Consider the following 18,943-nt stretch of genomic DNA (forward strand, 5'->3'; position numbering starts at 1 on the left):
CCGCCCCCGATCCTCCCACGTCCGGGGCACGGACCTGGCCTACGGTCCAGGGGGCGGACGAGGGGTGGTGGGCGTGACGATCGAGGGATGCCTTCTCGCCCCGCTCGCTTGGGCCTAGGCCAGAGGTCGACCGACGCACCGCTTGGACGCCTTGCGGGGGCGGGGTCAGCAGTCGGACGGCGGCTTCTTGAGGGCCTTGCCGGGGCGGGTCGGAAATCGGCCGGCACCCACTTGCCTGACCTGACGAGCCAAGGCCGGCGGTATGTCGGCGCCACCTCTGCAGCCTTACCGGGTCGAGGCCAGGAGTCGGCCGACGATCGCTTGCGCGCCTAACCAGGTCCGGATCGGCGGTCCGCCTGCGCCTCCTCGGCAGCTCTACCGGGTCGAGGTCAGGAATCGAACCACGCCTACACACCCACCCCGCAGCCCAGGGGCAATGGCCAGCAGGACCCGTCGCTCGCCCTACCAGGCCGGGTTCAGCAGGCGGCGGGCGGCCTCGTGCCCACCCCATCGGCTCAGGGCCAACGGCCGATCAGCGCCATCTCACTCACCCACCAGGTCCAGGGCAACGGTCCAGCACGGCACCCTCGTCGCCCTACAAGGTCCGCGGCAACAGCCCACCACACCCGCTCCCCCGCTCTGTCAGGTCAAGGCCAGCAGTCGCCCAACGCCCTCGCGGCGCCCACCCCACGAAATCCACGCAGGCACCCAGCCAACGCCATCCCCGCCGCCTCGGGGCCAGCAAGCAGCCGGCCGCCCCACTCACCCCGCCCCCACCCAGACCCACCTCACCGCCCCGCCAACGCCCTCTCCCCCGCCCTCCGCATCGCGTCCACCGGCGCCGGACGACACCCCGTCATCTGTTCCACCTGAAGTACCGCCTGGTGCACCAACAGATCGAGGCCGCTCACCACCGCACCCCCATAGCCGGACCAGCGGGCCGCGAGGTCCGTGGGCCAGGGGTCGTAGAGGACGTCGAAGAGGGTGGCGGGGCGTTCCGGTACCGCGGACGAAAGGGCGTCTGTCGTGCCGGCCGGGGTGGTGGCGAAGACCAGGGGCGCGCGCAGGCCTTCCGCCGCGTCCGCCCAGTCCGCCGTGCGGACCTCTACGTCCAGCCGCTTGCCCCACTGCCGCATCTCCGCCGCGCGCGCCTCGCTGCGGACGTACGCGACGACCTCGCCCGTGCAGATGCGGGCGAGGGCCGCGAGGGCGGAGGAGGCGGTGGCGCCGGCGCCCAGGATCGCGGCGGAGTCGACCTGTTCGATGCCGTGTTCGCGCAGTGCGGCGACCATGCCTGGGATGTCGGTGTTGTCGCCGACCCGGCGGCCGTCGTCCGTGAGGACCACGGTGTTGACCGCGTCCACCGACGCCGCCGTCTCGCTGATCTCGTCGAGCAGCGGTATCACCGCCCGCTTGAGCGGCATGGTGAGGGACAGGCCCGCCCACTCCGGGCCGAGGTCCTTGAAGAAGCCCGGCAGGGCCTCCTCGTCCACGTCGAAGCGGTCGTAGGACCAACCGTCCAGCCCCAGCTCCCCGTATGCCGCGCGATGCAGCACCGGGGAGAGGGAGTGGGCGATGGGGGAACCGAGCACGGCGGCCCGGCGGGCGTCAGTTGCCCGAGGTGGCATTGAACTTTTCCTTGAGTGACTGGAATTCGGCGTACGTCTTGGCGAATTCGGTCTTGTTCTCACCGTCGGTCGCCACGAAGTAGATCCAGCCGTCGTGCGTCGGATTCAGCGCGGCAGCAAGCGCCTCGTCACCGGGGTTGTCGATGGGACCGGGCGGCAGGCCCTTTTGGGTGTAGGTGTTGTACGGGTCCTTGTTGCTGTTGATCTCGGACTCGCTGATGTGGATGGTGCTCTGGCCCTTCAGGTAATTGAAGGTCGAGTCGAATTGCAGGTACCGGTTCGTCTCGGTATTCGTGGTCTTGAGACGGTTGTAGACGACTTCGGCCATCTTACGGAAGTCCTCGTGCGTCTTGCCTTCGGCCTGGACGAGGCTCGCGACCGTGATGACCTGCAGCGGACTCGTGAGATTGAACGCCTTCGCCTTGCCCGCGAGGTCGTACTTGCCGTAGGCCTCGCTGGCCTGGGCGACCATCTGCTTGAGGACTGACTCGGGCTTCATACCCTTCGCGACGCCATAGGTGCCAGGGTAGAGGAATCCCTCCAGTGGGTCCTTGATGTCCTTGTTGTCGTTCGCCCAGCTCGGCAGTCCGAAACTCTTCCAGTCGGCTTTCGCCACCTTCTTCGTGGTGCCGCTGGAAAGACCAAGTTGCTTGTCGAGTTCGGAGTAGATCTTCGTGGTGCGCCAGCCTGGAGGAACGATAAAATTGCTCTGACTCTTGGGGTCGAGCATCAGCTTTACGGCACTCTCGGCGGACATGTGCTCCTTGAGCAGAAAGACGCCGGCCTGGATCTTCTTCCCGTCGGGATTCTGCGACTGGGCGGCGACGAACGCGTCGACGCTCTTCACGACGCCCTTTTTCTTCAGCTCCTGGCCGATGGTGTAACCGCCCGCCCCCTTCGGGATGCTGACACTCACCGAACCGGTGCCGTCGCCCGCGTAGTCCGGCGCCGAGCCGAAACGGTTCTGGTAGAACTGCCAGCCGAAGTAGCCGACCGTGGCCAGGCCGCCGCCGAACACCATGACGACCACGAGGCAGGCGCAGCCGTTGCGGCGCTTCCGCTCCTTGCCGCCTTTGTCCTTGCCCTTGCCTTTGCCGCCCTTGCCCCGCCGACGCCCGTCCGGCTCGTCGTCGGCCTCGTCGTCATCGTCACCGCCGCCCGCGAAGAACGCGTGTTCGCCCTGATCGGGTCCCGGGTCCCAGTCGGTCCGCTCGGGTTCCGGCTCGGTGCGTCGCCTGCTCGGCGGCTCCGGCGGCGGGAACGCGTCGGACGTGCCGTAGAAATCGGGCTGTTGTTCGCCATAGGCGGCGGCCTGTTGCCCGTAGGGGTCGACAGGGTCCGCGACGTACGGGACCTGCGCGGGCGCGCCGGTGCCGTCCCAGCCGCCCTGCTGATATTGCTGCTGCTGATCGGCGTACTGCTGATGGCTCTGATCGGCGTACTGCTGTTGGTCGGCCCACTGCTGTTGGTCGGGGTACTGCTGCTGGTCGGGGTACTGCGGGTTGCCCTGCTCGTCGTAGACCTGGTACTGCTGCTGCGCCTGACCGTAATCGGCCTGCTGGCCATGGCCCCAGTCGCCGTACTGCTGCGGCTGCTGCGGCTGTTCCGGATAGTGCTGCGGCTGGCCGCCGTAGGAGGACTGCTGGCCCGGCTGGGCCTGCTGCCCTTCCCATCCGACGTCCCCGAACAACGGGTCCTCCGGATGCCACGGTTCGGAGCCTGGGCCCCGGCCATACTCAGTCATCGATCCCCTAGAGCCGCGAGGCGGCGGTCACGGCGCTTGCGGCTCCGGCTCCCGTCCCGCCTCTTGCTGTGCCATGGCTGTTCGAACACCATCGCATCGCGCGGAACGTTACCGTATCGCGATCAGATGACCACTTCGACGCCCTCGCCGGGTGGTTTACCTGACACCCGTTCGGATTCCAGCGCCTGCTGGAGGATGATGACCGCGGCTGCCTGGTCGATGACCGACCGGCCCTTCTTGGACTTCACCCCTGAGGCGCGCAGTCCCTGACTGGCCGTCACCGTGGTCATCCGTTCGTCCAACAGTCTGACCGGTACTGGGGCGATGCCCTTCGCGAGTTCCTGTGTGAAGGCCCGGACCTTCACCGCGGCCGGTCCCTCGCCTCCCTTGAGGGAGCGTGGGAGACCGACGACGACTTCGATCGGTTCGTACTCCTCGGCGAGTTGCTTCAGCCGGCGGTGTGCTGCCGGGATGTCGCGGCCGGGGACCGTCTCGACGGGAGTGGCGAGGATCCCGTCGGGGTCGCACGAGGCGACCCCGATCCGGGCGTCCCCGACGTCGATCGCGAGTCGACGTCCTCTTCGCATGTTCGCGGCCGTTTCTTACTTGGCCGTGTCGGCGACAAGGCGCTCGACGGCGTCCACGGCCTCACCGACGGCGGCCGGGTTCTGGCCGCCGCCCTGGGCCACGTCCGGCTTGCCGCCGCCACCGCCGCCGAGGGTCTTGGCGGCCGCGCGGACCAGGTCGCCGGCCTTGAGACCGCGCTCGCGGGCGGCCTCGTTGGTGGCGATGACCGTGAGCGGCTTGCCGTTGTTGACCGTGAAGAGGGCGACTACGGCGGCGCGTCCGCCCTGGATGCGGCCCCGCACGTCGAGGACCAGCTTGCGCAGGTCGTCGGCGCTCGTGCCGTCCGGCACCTGGCCGGTGACCAGCGCGACACCGTGCACGTCCTTGGCGGACTCGACGAGACCGGCCGCGGCCTGCAGCACCTTCTCGCCCCGGAACTTCTCGATCTCCTTCTCGGCGTCCTTCAGCTTGCCGAGCATGGCGGAGACCTTCTCCGGAAGCTCCTCCGGGCGCCCCTTGATCAGCTCCTGGAGCTGGGCGACGACCGTGTGCTCACGGGCGAGGAAGTTGTAGGCGTCCACACCGACGAGCGCTTCGATACGGCGGACCCCGGAGCCGATCGACGACTCGCCGAGCAGCTTGACCAGGCCGAGCTGGGAGGTGTTGTGGACGTGGGTGCCGCCGCACAGCTCCTTGGAGAAGTCGCCGATGGTGACGACCCGGACCCGCTCGCCGTACTTCTCGCCGAACTCGGCGATGGCGCCCTGCTTCTTGGCCTCGTCGAGGCTGAGGACCTCGGCGTGCACGTCCAGGTCGCGGGCGAGCACCTCGTTGATCTTCTGCTCGACGTCGGTCATCACGGCCGTGGGAACCGCGGACGGCGATCCGAAGTCGAAGCGGAAACGGCCCGGCTGGTTCTCGGAACCGGCCTGCGCGGCCGTCGGACCCAGCGCGTCACGCAGCGCCTGGTGGGTGAGGTGGGTGGCCGAGTGGGCGCGGGCGATGGCGGTACGGCGGCGGATGTCGATCGCGGCCTCGGCCTTGGCGCCGACGGTGACCTCGCCGTACTGGACGACGCCCTTGTGGACGTAGACGCCCGGGACCGGCTTCTGGCAGTCGCGGATCTCGATCACGGCACCGGACTCGACCTTGATGCGGCCGGTGTCGCCGATCTGGCCGCCGCCCTCGGCGTAGAAGGGGGTGCGGTCGAGGACGATCTCCACCTCGTCGCCCTCGGTCGCGGCCGGGGAGGAGACGCCGTCGACGAGGATGCCGACGATGGTGGACTCGCCCTGGGTGTCCGAGTAGCCGATGAACTCGGTCTCGCCGGCCTTGTCGGCGATCTCGCGGTAGGCGCCGACGCCCGCGTGGCCGGTCTTCTTGGCCTGCGCGTCGGCCTTGGCCTGGTCGCGCTGCTGCTTCATCAGGCGCCGGAAGCCGTCCTCGTCCACGGAAAGGCCCTGTTCGGCGGCCATTTCGAGGGTGAGGTCGATCGGGAAGCCCCAGGTGTCGTGGAGCAGGAACGCCTTGTCGCCGGCGAGGACCTTGCCGCCCGACTGCTTGGTGTCGGCGATGGCGGTGTCGAGGATGTTGGTGCCGGCCTTCAGCGTCTTGACGAAGGCGGCCTCCTCGGCGAGGGCCACGGTCTCGATGCGCTGGCGGTCGGTGACCAGCTCGGGGTACTGCTGGCCCATCATCTCGATGACCGTGTCGATGAGGTCCTTGACGACCAGACCCGTGGCACCGAGCAGCCGCATGTTGCGGATGGCGCGGCGCATGATGCGGCGCAGGACGTAACCGCGGCCCTCGTTGCCAGGGGTCACACCGTCGCCGATGAGCATCACGGACGTACGCATGTGGTCGGTGACCACGCGCAGGGAGACGTCGGATTCGTGCGACTCGCCGTACTCGACGCCGGTCAGCTCGGTGGCCTTCTTGATGACGGCCATGGAGGTGTCGATCTCGTACATGTTCTGCACGCCCTGCAGGATCATCGCGAGGCGCTCCAGGCCTAGGCCCGTGTCGATGTTCTTGCTGGGCAGCTCGCCGAGGATCTCGAAGTCCTCCTTGCCGATGCCCTCGCCGCGCTCGTACTGCATGAAGACGAGGTTCCAGATCTCCACGTACCGCTCGTCGTTGACGGCCGGGCCGCCCTCGACGCCGAACTCGGGGCCGCGGTCGTAGTTGATCTCGGAGCACGGGCCGCAGGGTCCGGGGACGCCCATCGACCAGTAGTTGTCCTTCTTGCCGAGGCGCTGGATGCGCTCGGCCGGGACGCCGATCTTCTCGCGCCAGATGGTCTCGGCCTCGTCGTCGTCGAGGTAGACCGTGATCCACAGGCGCTCGGGGTCGAGGCCGTAACCACCCTTGTCCTGGGGCGAGGTGAGCAGCTCCCAGGCGTAGGTGATGGCGCCTTCCTTGAAGTAGTCGCCGAAGGAGAAGTTGCCGCACATCTGGAAGAACGTGCCGTGGCGGGTGGTCTTGCCGACCTCTTCGATGTCGGGCGTGCGCACGCACTTCTGCACGCTGGTGGCGCGCGGCCACGGCGGCTTGACCTCGCCGAGGAAGTACGGCTTGAAGGGGACCATGCCGGCGGGGACCAGGAGCAGAGTCGGGTCGTCCGCGATGAGCGACGCCGAGGGGACGACGGTGTGGCCGCGCTCCTCGTAGAAGCTCAGCCAGCGGCGGCGGATTTCAGCCGACTCCATCAGTGGTCCTCATTCCGGTTGTACGAGTACGTCGTCCTGTCGTTTCTTTCGACGGACAGGGGGGTGTTGCGGTTCTCGATGGCGATGTGCTGCCGGGGCGCCGGGAGTTCGGGGTCGACCGGGGCGTTGATCCCCAGCGCGTCGCCGAGTTCGGCCTCGCGCTGGGCCATGCCCGCGCGGACGTCGAGCGCGAAGTGCACCGCGCTGTCCTTGAGCTTGTGGCCCGCTGCGAGCGCCTTGTTGGCCGCGGCGACGGCGAGGTGCTCGGGGGTCAGCTGCTTCAGCTTGCGATTGACCTTGGTGGTCGCCCAGACACCGGCGGCCACGCCCGTGCCGAACCAGAACGTACGGCGGAACATCGCTCGGTCAGTCCTTCTTCCGGGTGCGCTTGCCCCGCCGTCCGGCCGGGACGGTACGGCCCACGATCACCGTACGACGGGACGCCCCGGACGGCGCGGGCACGTCCTCGCGGCGGCCGCCCAGGGCCCGGCGGACGCCGTAGCCGAAGGCCGCGACCTTCACGAGGGGCCCGCCGAAGGTGGAGGCGACGGTGGTGGACAGTGCGGAGGCGTTCGAGGTGACTTCCTGGACGTCGGAGGCGATCGCGTCGACCCGGTCGATCTGGGTCTGCGCGGAGCGCACCGCCGCGGAGGCGTCGGCCAGCAGCGGCACGGCCTGGTCGGTCACGTCCGCGACCAGCTTGGTGGTCGCCTTGAGCGTCTGGGCCAGCCTCACCAGTGCGACGGCGAGGAACGAGACCAGGATCGCCCAGAAGACGGCCACCAGGATCCCGGCCACCTCTCCACCGGACACCTGACACCCGCTCTCGTAAACACCTGTTGATGACTCTTGATGACTCGTCCGAGCCTATCGCGCCGGAGGCGGCGCCCCGTAAACACCTGTGGATAACCGCGCCCGAGCCTATCGCGCCGGGGGTGGCGCTCCGTACCGCATTACCGCCCCGCGCGCAGTGGAGTTGCGCGAAGCGATTGTACGGACTGAATACGGTTCAGTACGCTCCGTGTTCCATGCGAGCTTCCCATGGCGGCGACGCCACCGCGGACGGCAATCTGCCCCTCGAACCCGACCGGTTCGTGGGCCGCTCGGCCGAACTCACCGAGCTGGCCCGGGCGCTCGATGCCTCGCGCCTGGTCACGGTGACCGGTCCCGGCGGGGTCGGCAAGTCACGGCTCGCGGCCCACGCGGCGGCCCTCTCCGCGCCCCTGGACGGGGTGTGGCGGGTGGAACTGGCGCCGGTGCGCGACCCGGAACTCGTCGACTTCGCGGTCGTGGAGGCGCTGGGGCTGACGGATCACACCGCGCGGTTGCCGCGCGAGGCGTTGCTCGCGCATCTGACGGATCGTCAACTCCTCTTGGTTCTGGACGGGTTCGAGCATCTGGTGGAGGTGTGTGCCGAGCTGGTGGCCGAGTTGCTCGGGCGGGTGCCGGGGCTGCGGGTGCTCGCGGTGGGGCGGCGGCCGTTGGAGCTGGCGGGTGAACGGGTCGTCTCGGTGGCGCCGTTGGGCGAGGACGAGGCGGTGGAGCTGTTCGCCGACCGGGCCGCGCAGCAAGGCGTCGCCCTCGACGAAGACGACCCGGACGTACGGGAGTTGTGCCGGCGCCTCGACGGGATTCCGCTCGCCGTCGAGCTGGCGGCGGGGCGGCTGCGGGCGTTGGCACCCGGGGAGTTGCTGGCGCGGTTCGACGACCGGTTCCGGCTGCTGGCCGGCGGGCGCAGGGACGCGTTACCCCGGCACCAGACGCTGCGGACGGCGATCGGCTGGAGCCATGAACTGTGCACGCCCGAGGAGCGGTTGCTGTGGGCGCGGCTCTCGGTGTTCGCCGGGCGCTTCGACCTGGAGGCCGCCGAGTACGTGTGCGGCGGCGACGGACTGCATTCGGACGGCGTCCTCGACGTGCTCTCCGAACTCCTCGCGCAGTCCGTGGTCGTCGGCGAACAGACGCCGACGGGCGTGCGCTACCGGATGCTCGACACGATCCGGGCCTACGGCGCCGACTGGCTGGAGGCGACCGGGGACGCGGCCCGGCTGCGGCGCAGGCACCGCGACTGGTATCTGGGGCTGGCCACGTGGTGCGAGCTGGACTGGTTCTCGCCGCGCCAGGGCGAGGTCGCCGCGCGGGTCGAGGCGGAGCTGCCGAATCTGCGCGGCGCCCTGGAGTACTGCCTGACCGAGCCGGACGAGACGCACCTGGGCCAGTACCTCGCGGGCTCCCTCTGGTTCTACTGGGCGGGCTGCGGGCGCCTCGCGGAGGGCCGGCACTGGCTGGAGCAGGCCGTACAACTCGACTCCGAGGACACGGCGAACGACCAGTCACGCCTGAAGGCCCTCTGGGTGCTCGGCTACGTGGCGATTCTCCAGGGCGACACCGTGCCCGCGCTGGCCGCGCTCCAGGAGTGCCGCGAGGAGGCGGACGAGGCCGCGAACCCCACGGCGGTCGCCTACGCCGAACACCGCACCGGCTGCCTGGCGTTGGTCACGGACGACATGCCGCGCGCGGAGACCCTGCTGCGCTCGGCGCTCGACCGCTACCAGCAGATCGGCGAGCTGAACAGCAACGTACTGATGGGCCAGGTCGAACTGGCGATGACCCGCGCGTTCCAGGGCGATCTGGCGGACGCGGTGAAGCTGTGCGAGGACGTCCGCCGCGTGTGCGAGGACCACGGCGAGCGCTGGACCCGGGCGTACGCGCTGTACGTCCTGGCCTACGTCGCCTGGAGCGACGGTGAACTCCCGCTCGCGCGCGACCTGTTGGCGGACTGCCTGGGCAGCGCGCACGGCTTCCGCGACCTGCTGGGCTCGGTCCTCGCGGTCGAGCTGCTGGCCCTCGTCACCGTGGCGGAGGGCGATGCCGCCGAGGCCGCGCTGCTACAGGGTGCGGCGGGCGGGATGTGGCCGTCGGTGGGGCTGCCGCTGTTCGGCTCGGCGTACTACAACGCGCCGCACGAGCTGTGCGAGGCGATGGCCCGCGAGCGGCTCGGCGACGAGCGGTACGCGGAGTGCGTACGGGACGGGGCGCGGCTGGACCGGGAGGCGGCCGTGGCGCGGGCGCTGGGACAGGAGCGGTCGCTCGACGCCGTGCCGGTACCGCGCGGCCCGGTGCGGCCCGCGACGGTGAGCGTGGACATGCGAAAGCCCGCCGCCTCGCCCACCCGGAAGGGCGGGGAGACGGCGGGCTGACACGCAGTGGTGCTACGTCCGTTGAGTGATCAGCGGGCGTAGTACTCGACGACGAGCTGCTCGTCGCAGATCACCGGGATCTCCTTGCGGTTCGGCTCGCGGTCCAGGCGGAACGCCAGGGCGCCGAGGTTCACCTGGAGGTAGCGCGGGGTCTCGCCGTCGGGGGCGAAGCCACCGGCGCGGGAGACCTCGAACAGCGTCTTGCTGCGGCTGCGCTCGCGGACCATGACGACGTCGTCGGGCTTGACGCGGAAGGACGGCTTGTCGACCTTCTGGCCGTTGACCTCGATGTGGCCGTGGACGACCATCTGGCGGGCCTGGTAGATCGTGCGGGCGATGCCCGAACGAAGGACCAGCGCGTCGAGACGACGCTCCAGCTCGATGATCAGGGCCTCACCGGTCTTGCCCTGGACCTTGGAGGCACGCTCGTAGGCGCGGACGAGCTGGCGCTCGGACACGTCGTACTGCGCGCGCAGACGCTGCTTCTCCAGCAGACGGACCTTGTAGTCCGAGTTCTGCTTGCGGCCACGACCGTGCTCACCCGGCGGGTAGGGACGGGCCTCGAAGTACTTGACGGCCTTCGGGGTCAGCGCGATGCCGAGGGCACGCGACTTCTTGACCTTGGGGCGGGACTGATTCGCCACTTCTTATCCTTTTTCTCTTCGGCTGCCTCAGGGTTACGGGAGGTCGCATCCGCAGCCGGGGAAATCCCGACAGGCCCCGAAGGACTTGTCAGGCAGCCGTTCCCCTGATCTGGGCACATACGTGCAGCACACGAACGGCCCACCGGCCGGTCCCGGAACCCCGGGTGGTGGTGGGCTGCCCGCGACACCTACGAAGGTGCGCGACGCTCCTGGATCCGAAGATCCGGCTGGATGTCCCGCCTGAGGCGCCGACCGGAGTCGGACACGGGACGCAGCACTGCGCAGGATTCTACAGGGTGCTCAGGACCGCTTTCGACCGAGGCGTTTCCTGGTCCACTCGACCGCGTCCGCGTACCGGGCCTCGGCGCCGTGCCGGGTCGGTTCGTAGTACGTACGGTCCTTCAGCTCCTCCGGGGCGTACTGCTGCTCGGCGATGCCCTCGGGCAGGTCGTGCGGGTAGACGTACCCCTGCGCGTGACCGAGCTTGGCGGCGCCCTTGTAGTGCCCGTCCCGCAGGTGCATCGGCACCGGGCCGGCGTGCCCCTTGCGTACGTCCTCCATGGCGGCGCCGATCGCCGTGGTCGCCGCGTTCGACTTGGGCGCGAGGGCGAGGGCGATGGTGGCGTGGCTGAGGGTGAGCGCGGCCTCCGGGAAACCGATCATCGCCACGGCCTGGGCGGCGGCGACCGCGATCGGCAGCGCGTTGGGATCGGCGAGGCCGATGTCCTCGCTCGCGGAGATCATCAGGCGGCGGGCGATGAAGCGGGGGTCCTCGCCGGCCTCGATCATGCGGGCGAGGTAGTGCAGCGCCGCGTCGACGTCCGAACCCCGGATGGACTTGATGAGGGCGCTGGCCACGTCGTAGTGCTGGTCGCCGTCGCGGTCGTACTTCACCGCCGCGCGGTCGACGGTCTCCTCCAGGGTCTGGAGGGTGATGTCCGGCTCGCCCTTGTCGAGGGCTGCCCCGGCGGCGGCCTCCAGGGCGGTGAGCGCGCGGCGGGCGTCGCCGCCGGCGATGCGCAGCAGGTGGTTCTCGCTGTCCTCGGGGAGGGTGACCGCGTCCTTCAGACCGCGCTCGTCGGACAGCGCGCGGCGGATCAGGGCGCGCAGGTCGTCGTCCGTGAGGGGTTCGAGGGTGAGGAGGAGGGAGCGGGACAGGAGCGGGGAGATCACCGAGAAGTACGGGTTCTCCGTGGTCGCCGCGATCAGGGTGATCCAGCGGTTCTCGACGGCCGGGAGCAGGGAATCCTGCTGGGCCTTGCTGAAGCGGTGGATCTCGTCGAGGAAGAGGACGGTCTCCTTGCCGAAGCCCCCGGTGGCGCGGCGGGCGCCGTCGATGACCGCACGGACCTCCTTGACGCCCGCGGTGATCGCGGACAGCTCCACGAACCGCTTGTCGGTCGCCTTGGAGACGACATACGCGAGGGTCGTCTTGCCGGTGCCCGGCGGGCCCCAGAGGATCACGGAGGAGGGTCCGGCCGGGCCGCCCGCCCCCTCGCCGACCAGTCTGCGCAGGGGTGAGCCCGGCTTCAGCAGGTGCTGCTGGCCCACGACCTCGTCGAGGGTGCGCGGGCGCATCCGTACGGCCAGGGGACTGCTGGACGGGTCCTTCTCCTGGCGTTCTTCGGCTGCGGCGGTGAATAGGTCGGGCTCCACGTCCAAAACCCTATGTCACGCCACTGACAATCCCGTCGGGGCCGGGGTCAGGCCCAGAGCTGGGTGCCCCAGCGGGTCAGGATCAGCATGGCGATGATGCCGACGTGGGTTACCGGGAGGACCCAGGTGAACTCGCCCAGGAAGTTCTTGACCGGGCGCGGTGCCTTCAGGAAGTCGTTGCGGATGTTGAACGACGTGACGTACCAGAACATGGTGATCGTGGCGACCCAGGCCAGCGAGCACCACAGGCACAGCGCGTTGATCCGGTACAGCGACTGGAACTGCAGCCAGGTGCAGAAGGCCACCCCGAAGAGCGTGCCGAAGTTGAAGGTCAGCCAGTACCAGCGCGGGAACTGGACCCGGGTCAGCAGGCTGATCCCGACGCAGATGACGATGCCGTAGGCGACCAGGCCGAGCATCGGGTTCGGGAAGCCGAAGGCGGCGGCCTGCTTGCTCTCCATGACGCTGCCGCAGGAGACGATCGGGTTGATGCTGCAGCTCGGGGTGAACGTCTTCCCGGCGAGCTTGCCCTCAAGGATCTTGAACTTGTCGATCGTGATGACCCAGGCGGCGAGCAGTCCGGCCGCTCCGGTGATCACCAGCAACAGGGCGAAGGCCCGACTGCTGCCCACCGTGCGCGGCTCCGCGGCCGTGTGCTCCGGCTCGGAGTCGGTGGAGACGTCCTTCACTGTCGTCTTGCTCATCACGCCGATCCGTCACTTGAGAGTTGGACCTTCTTCGGGCAGGGCCATTGTGCCGCACGCGCACCTCTGTCCACCGTTCGATGGACATAAGGAAGTACGCACGGTCGTCCCTGAGCGCTCGATTCCGGACGATGCTCGTCGCATGACAACACAGGCGAACGAACTCGCAGTGGATGTGCGGGGGCTGCGCAAGCAGTACGGGGACGTGACCGCCGTGGACGGAATCGACCTCCGGATCCGCACGGGAGAGGTGTTCGGCCTGCTCGGACCCAATGGGGCGGGCAAGAGCACCACGGTCGAGATCCTCCAGGGCAACCGCGGCCGGGACGCGGGCGAGGTGTCGGTGCTCGGTTCGGACCCGGCGACGGGCACGCGCGCGTGGCGATCGCGGGTCGGAATCGTCTGGCAGGACGAATCCGCACCCGCCGAGTTGACGGTCGGCGAGACCGTACGACATTTCGCGCGCTACTACCCCCGCCCGCGCGACCCCGAGGAGGTCATCGGCCTGGTCGGTCTTGAGGCCAAGGTGGACAGCCGTATCAAGGCCCTGTCGGGCGGCCAGCGCAGGCGTCTCGACGTGGCCCTCGGGGTGATAGGTGGCCCCGACCTCCTCCTCCTGGACGAGCCGACGACCGGTTTCGACCCGGCGGCCCGGCGCCAGTTCTGGGACCTGATCCGCAAGCTCGCCGACGAGGGCACCACGATCCTCCTGACCACGCACTACCTGGAGGAGGCGGAGAACCTCGCCGACCGCCTCGCCATCGTCGCCAAGGGCCGCGTGGTCGCCGAGGGCGAACCGGCCGCCCTGCGCGAGCGCCACGGCACCGGAGCCACGGTGGAGTGGACGGACCTGGACGGCACCCCGCGCGCGGAGCACACGGAGACTCCGACCAAGGTCGTAGCCGAACTCACGCACCGCTTCGACGGCGAGATCCCCGGGCTGCTGGTCAGCCGCCCCACCCTGGAGGACGTCTACCTCCGGCTGACCGGACAGGAGGACGCGCGATGACCACGACCACGACGGTTGCGCAGGCCCGGACGAAGACCTCAGGAGAGCGGCTCCCCGGTGCCTGGGGACTCGGCCTGCAGCGAGGTGTGCTGGAACTCAAGCAGTTCTTCCGGCAGCGCGACCAGGTGGTGTTCACCTTCGCCTTCCCGGTCGTCTTCCTCTTCCTCTTCGCGTCGATCTTCAAGGACGACGTCCGGGGCGCGGGCATCAACGCCTCGCAGCTCTACGTCCCGGCGATGATGGCCGCCGGCATCATGTCGACGAGTTTCCAGTCCCTCGGCATCTCGATCGCGATCGAACGCGACGAGAAGGTGCTGCGCCGGCTGCGCGGCACGCCGATGCCACCGGCCGCGTACTTCCTCGGCAAGATCTGGCTGGTTCTGGTCACGGGCCTCATGGAGACCGCGATCCTGCTCCTCGTCGGCACCACGCTCTACGACGTGGACCTGCCCTCGTCGGCGGTGAAGTGGCTGGACTTCGGGTGGATCTTCGTGCTCGGTCTGACGGCGTGCGCACTGCTCGGCATCGCGGTCAGCTCCGTCCCGAAGTCCGGCAAGAGCGCGACCTCCGTGGTCGTACTCCCCTTCCTGGTCCTGCAGTTCATCTCCGGGGTGTACATCTCCATCGACACCATCCCGGACTGGATGCTCAACATCGGCGCCCTGTTCCCGCTGAAGTGGATGTGCCAGGGGCTGCGCGGGGTGTTCCTGCCCTCGTCGGCACAGGTGCTGGAGCAGGCAGGGAGCTGGGAGTTCGGGAAGATCGCGCTGGTGCTCGGGGCGTGGTGCGTCGGAGGATTGCTGCTGTGCCTGCTGACCTTCCGGTGGAAGAACCGGCGCGACGGATGACCGCTCCGCACGGGGCGACGGGTTCGTACACCTGGGACCGCTCGTTCCGCCTCTGGGACACGTACTTCGCCCTGATCTGGCTGGCCACCCTGGTGTTCGTGCTCGGCACGAGCCAACCGGGGTGGCCGGTACGCGTCACGGCGGCCGCACTGCTCGTCCCGCTGATCCCGCTCTACGTCTGGGTCGGGCGCCCAGTCCTTCAGGGCGACCCGCCGGACGAACGCAGGGCCGTCGGCTACCTCATCGCGGAGATGGCGCTGTTCCTGCCCTCCGCGGTCCTGGTCGGCGAGACCCGATTGCTGGCCTTCGCCCTCGTCCCGCCCTGCTTCATGGTGCTGCGGCTGCGCTGGGCGCTGATCGCGGTGACCGTGATCAACATCGCGCCGGTGATCGGCTGGGCGCTGCTGTGGTGGCCGGGCGCGCAGGACGTGTTCTTCAATTCCGTCTTCGCGGTGGTGACTCTGGTCTTCTCGATGGCCCTCGGCACCTGGATCATCCGCGTCATCGAACAGAGCCAGGAGCGCGCGGAGTTGATAGCCGAGCTGGACGCCAGCCGCCACGAGGTCTCCCGACTGTCGTCGGCCCACGGCGCGTTGGCCGAACGGGAGCGCATGGCCCGCGAGATCCACGACACCCTCGCCCAGGGCTTCACCAGTCTGCTGATGCTGGCCCAGGCGGTGGAGGCGGAGCTGGACGACGATCTCCCGCAGGCCAGGCGGCACTTGGCCCTGATGGACGAGACGGCCCGGCAGAACCTCGCCGAGGCCCGCGCCCTGGTCGCCGGCGGCACACCGGCCGACCTGGAGGGCGCGTCCCTCTCGGACGCCCTGCGCCGACTCGCCGCCCGCCATGACGCGCCCCTCCAAGTCACCGGCCCGGTACGTGTGTTGCCCGCCGGTCCCGAGGTCGTGGCCCTGCGCTCCTGTCAGGAAGCGCTCGCCAACGCCCGTAAGCATGCGGGGAGTTCGGCGAAGGTGAGCCTCGCGCTCACGTACTCCGACGATCAACTCACCGTGTCGGTACGGGATGACGGATGCGGCTTCGATCCTGGTGCGGTGTCCGGCGGTTACGGTCTGGCGGGGCTGCGGACCCGGGCGGCGGAGGCGGGTGGGACGGCGGTGGTACGGAGCGCGGTGGGCGAGGGGACGACGGTGACGGTACGGCTGCCGGTATCGCCCGCATCACCTGAATCCCCTGTATCACCTGCGTCGCCGGTATCGCCTCTGAGGAGTTCTCGATGATCCGGATCATCCTGGCCGACGACCATCCCGTCGTACGGGAGGGCCTGCGCGCGATGCTCAGCGCCGAACCGGATCTCGATGTCGTCGCCGACGCGTCGAGCGGGCCGCAAGCGGAGGCGCTGGCCGCCGAGTTGAGGCCGGACATCGTGCTGATGGACCTGCGGATGCCGGGTGGCGGGGGTGTCGACTCCATCGTGCGGATGAGTGCGGCCGGGTTGGCGTGCCGGGTGATCGTCCTCACGACGTATGAGACCGACCGGGACATTCTGCGGGCCGTGGAGGCGGGGGCGGCGGGTTATCTGCTGAAGGATCTGCCTCGGGGTGAGCTCGCGGACGCGGTACGGGCCGCTGCGCGGGGCGAGACCGTGTTGGCGCCGTCTGTGGCAGCGCGGTTGGTGGACCAGTTGCGGACCAGGCCGGAGCGGCCTCGGTTGTCCGAGCGGGAGATCGCGGTGTTGCGGTTGGTGGCGGAGGGGTGCACCAACGCGGAGATCGGGCGGCGGTTGTACATCGGGGAGTCGACGGTGAAGACCCATCTGCTGCGGGTCTTCGGGAAGTTGGGGGTGGATGACCGGACGGCGGCTGTGACGAGTGCGATGCGGTACGGGTTGCTGGACTGAGGATTTCGCCCCCGCCGCCCCTACCCGTCCCGTCCTTCTGGGGCTCCGCCCCAGACCCCGCTCCTCAAACGCCGGAGAGGCTGAGTTGTCGTCGGCCGGGGCTTGATCTTTCAGCCCGTCCGGCGTTTGAGGACGAGGCCGTTCAGGCCGAAGCGGGGGTCTGGGGGCGGCAGCCCCCAGGGATGGGACGGGTAGGGGCGGCGGGGGCGAAGAAACCAGGCCTCAGCCCAGCTTTGATTCCAGTTCCGCCACGATCTCGTTCACCCCGACCGCCCGCTGGTCCCCGGACTCCATGTCCTTCAGCTGCACGACACCCTCGGCGAGATCACGCTCGCCGGCGACGATCGTGTAGCGGGCCCCGCTGCGGTTGGCGCTCTTCATCGCGCCCTTGAGGCCCTTGGAGCCGTAGGAGAAGTCCGCCGCGATACCGAGCTTGCGGAGTTCGGTGACCTTGGTGAAGAGGACGCGGCGGGCCTCGTCGCCGAGCGGAACGGCGAACACGCTGGTGGACGCGGGGAGTTCGAGTTCGACGCCCTCCGCCTCCAGGGCCAGCACCGTACGGTCGACGCCCAACGCCCAGCCCACGGAGGGCAGTGCGGGACCGCCGATCATCTCGGAGAGGCCGTCGTAACGGCCGCCGCCGCCCACCGCGGACTGGGAACCCAGACCGTCGTGGACGAACTCGAAGGTCGTACGGGTGTAGTAGTCCAGGCCGCGGACCAGCTTCGGGTCGTCCTCGAAGGAGACGCCCGCGGCCGTGATCAGCTCGCGGACCTCCTCGTGGTACGCCTTGCACGCGTCACAGAGGTAGTCGCGGAGCAGCGGCGCGTCCGTCAACTGCTTCTGGACGTCGGGGCGTTTGTCGTCGAGGACCCGGAGCGGGTTGATGTCCGCGCGGCGCAGGGTCTCCTCGTCGAGGTCCAGGCCCCGGAGGAAGGTCTGCAGCGCCTCCCGGTACACCGGACGGCACTCCTTGTCGCCCAGGCTGTTGAGGAGGATGCGGAAGTTCCGCAGGCCCAGGGAGCGGTACGCCTGGTCCGCGAGGATGATCAACTCGGCGTCCAGCGCCGGGTCCTCGGCACCGATCGCCTCGGCGCCGACCTGCGAGAAGTGGCGGTAACGGCCCTTCTGGGGGCGCTCGTAGCGGTAGTACGAGCCCGAGTACCAGAGCTTGACCGGGAGGTTGCCCAACTTGTGCAGGTTGGCCTCAAGTGCCGCACGCAGCACGGAAGCCGTGCCCTCGGGACGCAGGGCGAGCTGGTCGCCGCCCTTGGTCTCGAAGGCGTACATCTCCTTGGTCACGATGTCGGTCGACTCACCGACCCCGCGCGCGAACAGCTCGACGTTCTCGAAGCCGGGCGTCTCGATGTAGCCGTAGCCGGAGTTGCGCAGCGGAGCGGCGATCGCCTCGCGCACGGCGAGGTACTTGGCCGACTCCGGCGGAATCAGGTCGTACGTGCCCTTGGGGGCCTGAAAGGTGCTCACGAAAATCTCTCGTCACATTCCTCGTCGGGGAGCGTCCTGGGCTCCCTGGCCGCCGGAGGCCACCTCCCGCAGATACGGGTTGGTGGCGCGCTCCTGGCCGATGGTCGTCTGGGGGCCGTGGCCGGACAGCACCACGGTCGAGTCGTCGAGCGGCAGGCACACACGGGCCAGCGAGTCGAGGATCTCGGCGTGGGAGCCGCCGGGCAGGTCGGTGCGTCCGATGGAGCCGGCGAAAAGCAGATCCCCGGAGAAGAACACGGAAGGGATCTCCGTGTTCTCGGGCATCTGGAAGGTCACCGACCCCCTGGTATGGCCGGGCGCGTGCGCGACCGAGAACTCCAGTCCCGCGAGCGCGAGCCGCGCTCCGTCGGTCAGCTCCTTGACGTCGTCCGGCTCCCCCACGGTCAGCTCGCCCATCAGCGGCATCCCGATCGAGCGGCCGAGCGCCTTCTCGGGGTCGCTCATCATGTACCGGTCCTCGGGGTGGATCCAGGCCGGCACGTCGTGCGCGCCGCACACCGGGACGACCGAGGCCACATGGTCGATGTGACCATGGGTGAGGACGACCGCGACGGGCTTGAGCCGATGCTTCAGAAGCGCTTCCTCGACTCCCTGGGCGGCCTGATGGCCCGGGTCGATGATCACGCACTCCTCACCGGCGGCGGGGGCGACGAGATAACAGTTCGTCCCCCAGGCCCCGGCGGGGAACCCGGCAATGAGCACGATCGTCCTTCGTTGTGTCGATACGGGTGGGGATAAGGATCCCTGCGTCAGTGGTCAGAGCCTACCGGCGCTGCCGAATCCTCAGCGAACCCATATACGGTACGGGGCACACGCAGGCGGTCGGCTCACAAGACGCACGCGTCCCAGTCGACGTACGAGACGCATG

At 69.2% G+C, this 18,943-nt stretch carries 16 protein-coding genes; 5 read left to right on the top strand and 11 right to left on the bottom strand.

Annotated features, from left to right (window positions below):
* Positions 1-788: 788 nt before the first annotated feature.
* From OG407_RS11580 to OG407_RS11605, 6 genes are all read right to left on the bottom strand, one after another.
* Positions 789-1,628 carry a shikimate dehydrogenase gene (locus OG407_RS11580; RefSeq protein WP_405857469.1) on the bottom strand — a complete coding sequence of 280 codons (840 nt, stop codon included), beginning with the start codon at positions 1,626-1,628 and terminating at the stop codon, positions 789-791.
* Positions 1,609-3,372 carry an endolytic transglycosylase MltG gene (mltG, locus tag OG407_RS11585; RefSeq protein WP_405857470.1) on the bottom strand — a complete coding sequence of 588 codons (1,764 nt, stop codon included), beginning with the start codon at positions 3,370-3,372 and terminating at the stop codon, positions 1,609-1,611. Before mltG ends, OG407_RS11580 begins: the two co-directional genes overlap by 20 nt.
* 122 nt (positions 3,373-3,494) lie before the next feature.
* A complete protein-coding gene (gene ruvX, locus OG407_RS11590; RefSeq protein ID WP_365308114.1) occupies positions 3,495-3,959 on the bottom strand; it encodes a Holliday junction resolvase RuvX in 465 nt (154 codons plus the stop codon).
* A 15-nt stretch (positions 3,960-3,974) separates the two neighbouring features.
* A complete protein-coding gene (gene alaS / locus OG407_RS11595; protein ID WP_405857473.1) occupies positions 3,975-6,647 on the bottom strand; it encodes an alanine--tRNA ligase in 2,673 nt (890 codons plus the stop codon).
* Positions 6,647-7,006: a hypothetical protein gene (locus OG407_RS11600; RefSeq protein ID WP_405857475.1), complete on the bottom strand. Its 360-nt coding sequence runs from the start codon at positions 7,004-7,006 to the stop codon at positions 6,647-6,649. The genes alaS and OG407_RS11600 overlap by 1 nt, the downstream gene beginning before the upstream one ends.
* 7 nt (positions 7,007-7,013) lie before the next feature.
* The gene (locus OG407_RS11605) at positions 7,014-7,460 is read right to left on the bottom strand and encodes a DUF948 domain-containing protein (RefSeq protein ID WP_063739143.1); all 447 of its coding nucleotides are present in this window, start codon (positions 7,458-7,460) and stop codon (positions 7,014-7,016) included.
* Between the two features lie 215 nt (positions 7,461-7,675).
* On the opposite strand from OG407_RS11605, the gene OG407_RS11610 reads away from it, so the two are divergent.
* Positions 7,676-9,847: an ATP-binding protein gene (locus tag OG407_RS11610; protein ID WP_405857477.1), complete on the top strand. Its 2,172-nt coding sequence runs from the start codon at positions 7,676-7,678 to the stop codon at positions 9,845-9,847.
* A 29-nt stretch (positions 9,848-9,876) separates the two neighbouring features.
* On the opposite strand, the gene rpsD is transcribed toward OG407_RS11610, so the two are convergent.
* From rpsD to OG407_RS11625, 3 genes are all read right to left on the bottom strand, one after another.
* Positions 9,877-10,491, bottom strand: a complete 615-nt coding sequence (rpsD, locus tag OG407_RS11615) for a 30S ribosomal protein S4 (protein ID WP_019066381.1) — start codon at positions 10,489-10,491, stop codon at positions 9,877-9,879.
* Positions 10,492-10,791: 300 nt separating this feature from the next.
* Positions 10,792-12,147: a replication-associated recombination protein A gene (locus OG407_RS11620; RefSeq protein ID WP_403598000.1), complete on the bottom strand. Its 1,356-nt coding sequence runs from the start codon at positions 12,145-12,147 to the stop codon at positions 10,792-10,794.
* A gap of 47 nt (positions 12,148-12,194) precedes the next feature.
* The gene (locus OG407_RS11625; protein WP_403597997.1) at positions 12,195-12,851 is read right to left on the bottom strand and encodes a vitamin K epoxide reductase family protein; all 657 of its coding nucleotides are present in this window, start codon (positions 12,849-12,851) and stop codon (positions 12,195-12,197) included.
* Between the two features lie 142 nt (positions 12,852-12,993).
* Here OG407_RS11625 and OG407_RS11630 point away from each other — a divergent pair, with 142 nt between their 5' ends.
* Genes OG407_RS11630 through OG407_RS11645 form a run of 4 tightly spaced genes read left to right on the top strand, consistent with a single transcriptional unit; the run spans position 12,994 to position 16,569 of the window.
* Positions 12,994-13,860: an ABC transporter ATP-binding protein gene (locus OG407_RS11630; protein ID WP_405857480.1), complete on the top strand. Its 867-nt coding sequence runs from the start codon at positions 12,994-12,996 to the stop codon at positions 13,858-13,860.
* Entirely contained in the window at positions 13,857-14,708 is an 852-nt protein-coding gene (locus OG407_RS11635; protein WP_365308104.1) for an ABC transporter permease, read from the top strand. The genes OG407_RS11630 and OG407_RS11635 overlap by 4 nt, the downstream gene beginning before the upstream one ends.
* Complete coding sequence (locus tag OG407_RS11640; protein ID WP_405857482.1) at positions 14,705-15,949, top strand: sensor histidine kinase; 1,245 nt, start codon at positions 14,705-14,707, stop codon at positions 15,947-15,949. The genes OG407_RS11635 and OG407_RS11640 overlap by 4 nt, the downstream gene beginning before the upstream one ends.
* Complete coding sequence (locus tag OG407_RS11645; protein ID WP_403597986.1) at positions 15,946-16,569, top strand: response regulator; 624 nt, start codon at positions 15,946-15,948, stop codon at positions 16,567-16,569. The genes OG407_RS11640 and OG407_RS11645 overlap by 4 nt, the downstream gene beginning before the upstream one ends.
* A gap of 222 nt (positions 16,570-16,791) precedes the next feature.
* Here OG407_RS11645 and hisS read toward each other — a convergent pair whose 3' ends face one another.
* The gene (hisS, locus tag OG407_RS11650) at positions 16,792-18,054 is read right to left on the bottom strand and encodes a histidine--tRNA ligase (RefSeq protein WP_329351616.1); all 1,263 of its coding nucleotides are present in this window, start codon (positions 18,052-18,054) and stop codon (positions 16,792-16,794) included.
* A gap of 12 nt (positions 18,055-18,066) precedes the next feature.
* Positions 18,067-18,777 carry an MBL fold metallo-hydrolase gene (locus OG407_RS11655; RefSeq protein WP_405857485.1) on the bottom strand — a complete coding sequence of 237 codons (711 nt, stop codon included), beginning with the start codon at positions 18,775-18,777 and terminating at the stop codon, positions 18,067-18,069.
* Positions 18,778-18,943 lie beyond the last annotated feature (166 nt).

The sequence above is a fragment of the Streptomyces sp. NBC_01515 genome (assembly GCF_045040345.1).
Classification (GTDB): Bacteria; Actinomycetota; Actinomycetes; order Streptomycetales; family Streptomycetaceae; genus Streptomyces.

Coding starts and splice junctions, on each gene's coding strand:
- OG407_RS11580 (WP_405857469.1), bottom strand. CDS start 1,628: ATGCCACCTCGGGCAACTGACGCCCGCCGGGCCGCCGTGCTCGGTTCC.
- mltG (WP_405857470.1), bottom strand. CDS start 3,372: ATGACTGAGTATGGCCGGGGCCCAGGCTCCGAACCGTGGCATCCGGAG.
- ruvX (WP_365308114.1), bottom strand. CDS start 3,959: ATGCGAAGAGGACGTCGACTCGCGATCGACGTCGGGGACGCCCGGATC.
- alaS (WP_405857473.1), bottom strand. CDS start 6,647: ATGGAGTCGGCTGAAATCCGCCGCCGCTGGCTGAGCTTCTACGAGGAG.
- OG407_RS11600 (WP_405857475.1), bottom strand. CDS start 7,006: ATGTTCCGCCGTACGTTCTGGTTCGGCACGGGCGTGGCCGCCGGTGTC.
- OG407_RS11610 (WP_405857477.1), top strand. CDS start 7,676: ATGCGAGCTTCCCATGGCGGCGACGCCACCGCGGACGGCAATCTGCCC.
- OG407_RS11625 (WP_403597997.1), bottom strand. CDS start 12,851: ATGAGCAAGACGACAGTGAAGGACGTCTCCACCGACTCCGAGCCGGAG.
- OG407_RS11630 (WP_405857480.1), top strand. CDS start 12,994: ATGACAACACAGGCGAACGAACTCGCAGTGGATGTGCGGGGGCTGCGC.
- OG407_RS11635 (WP_365308104.1), top strand. CDS start 13,857: ATGACCACGACCACGACGGTTGCGCAGGCCCGGACGAAGACCTCAGGA.
- OG407_RS11640 (WP_405857482.1), top strand. CDS start 14,705: ATGACCGCTCCGCACGGGGCGACGGGTTCGTACACCTGGGACCGCTCG.
- OG407_RS11645 (WP_403597986.1), top strand. CDS start 15,946: ATGATCCGGATCATCCTGGCCGACGACCATCCCGTCGTACGGGAGGGC.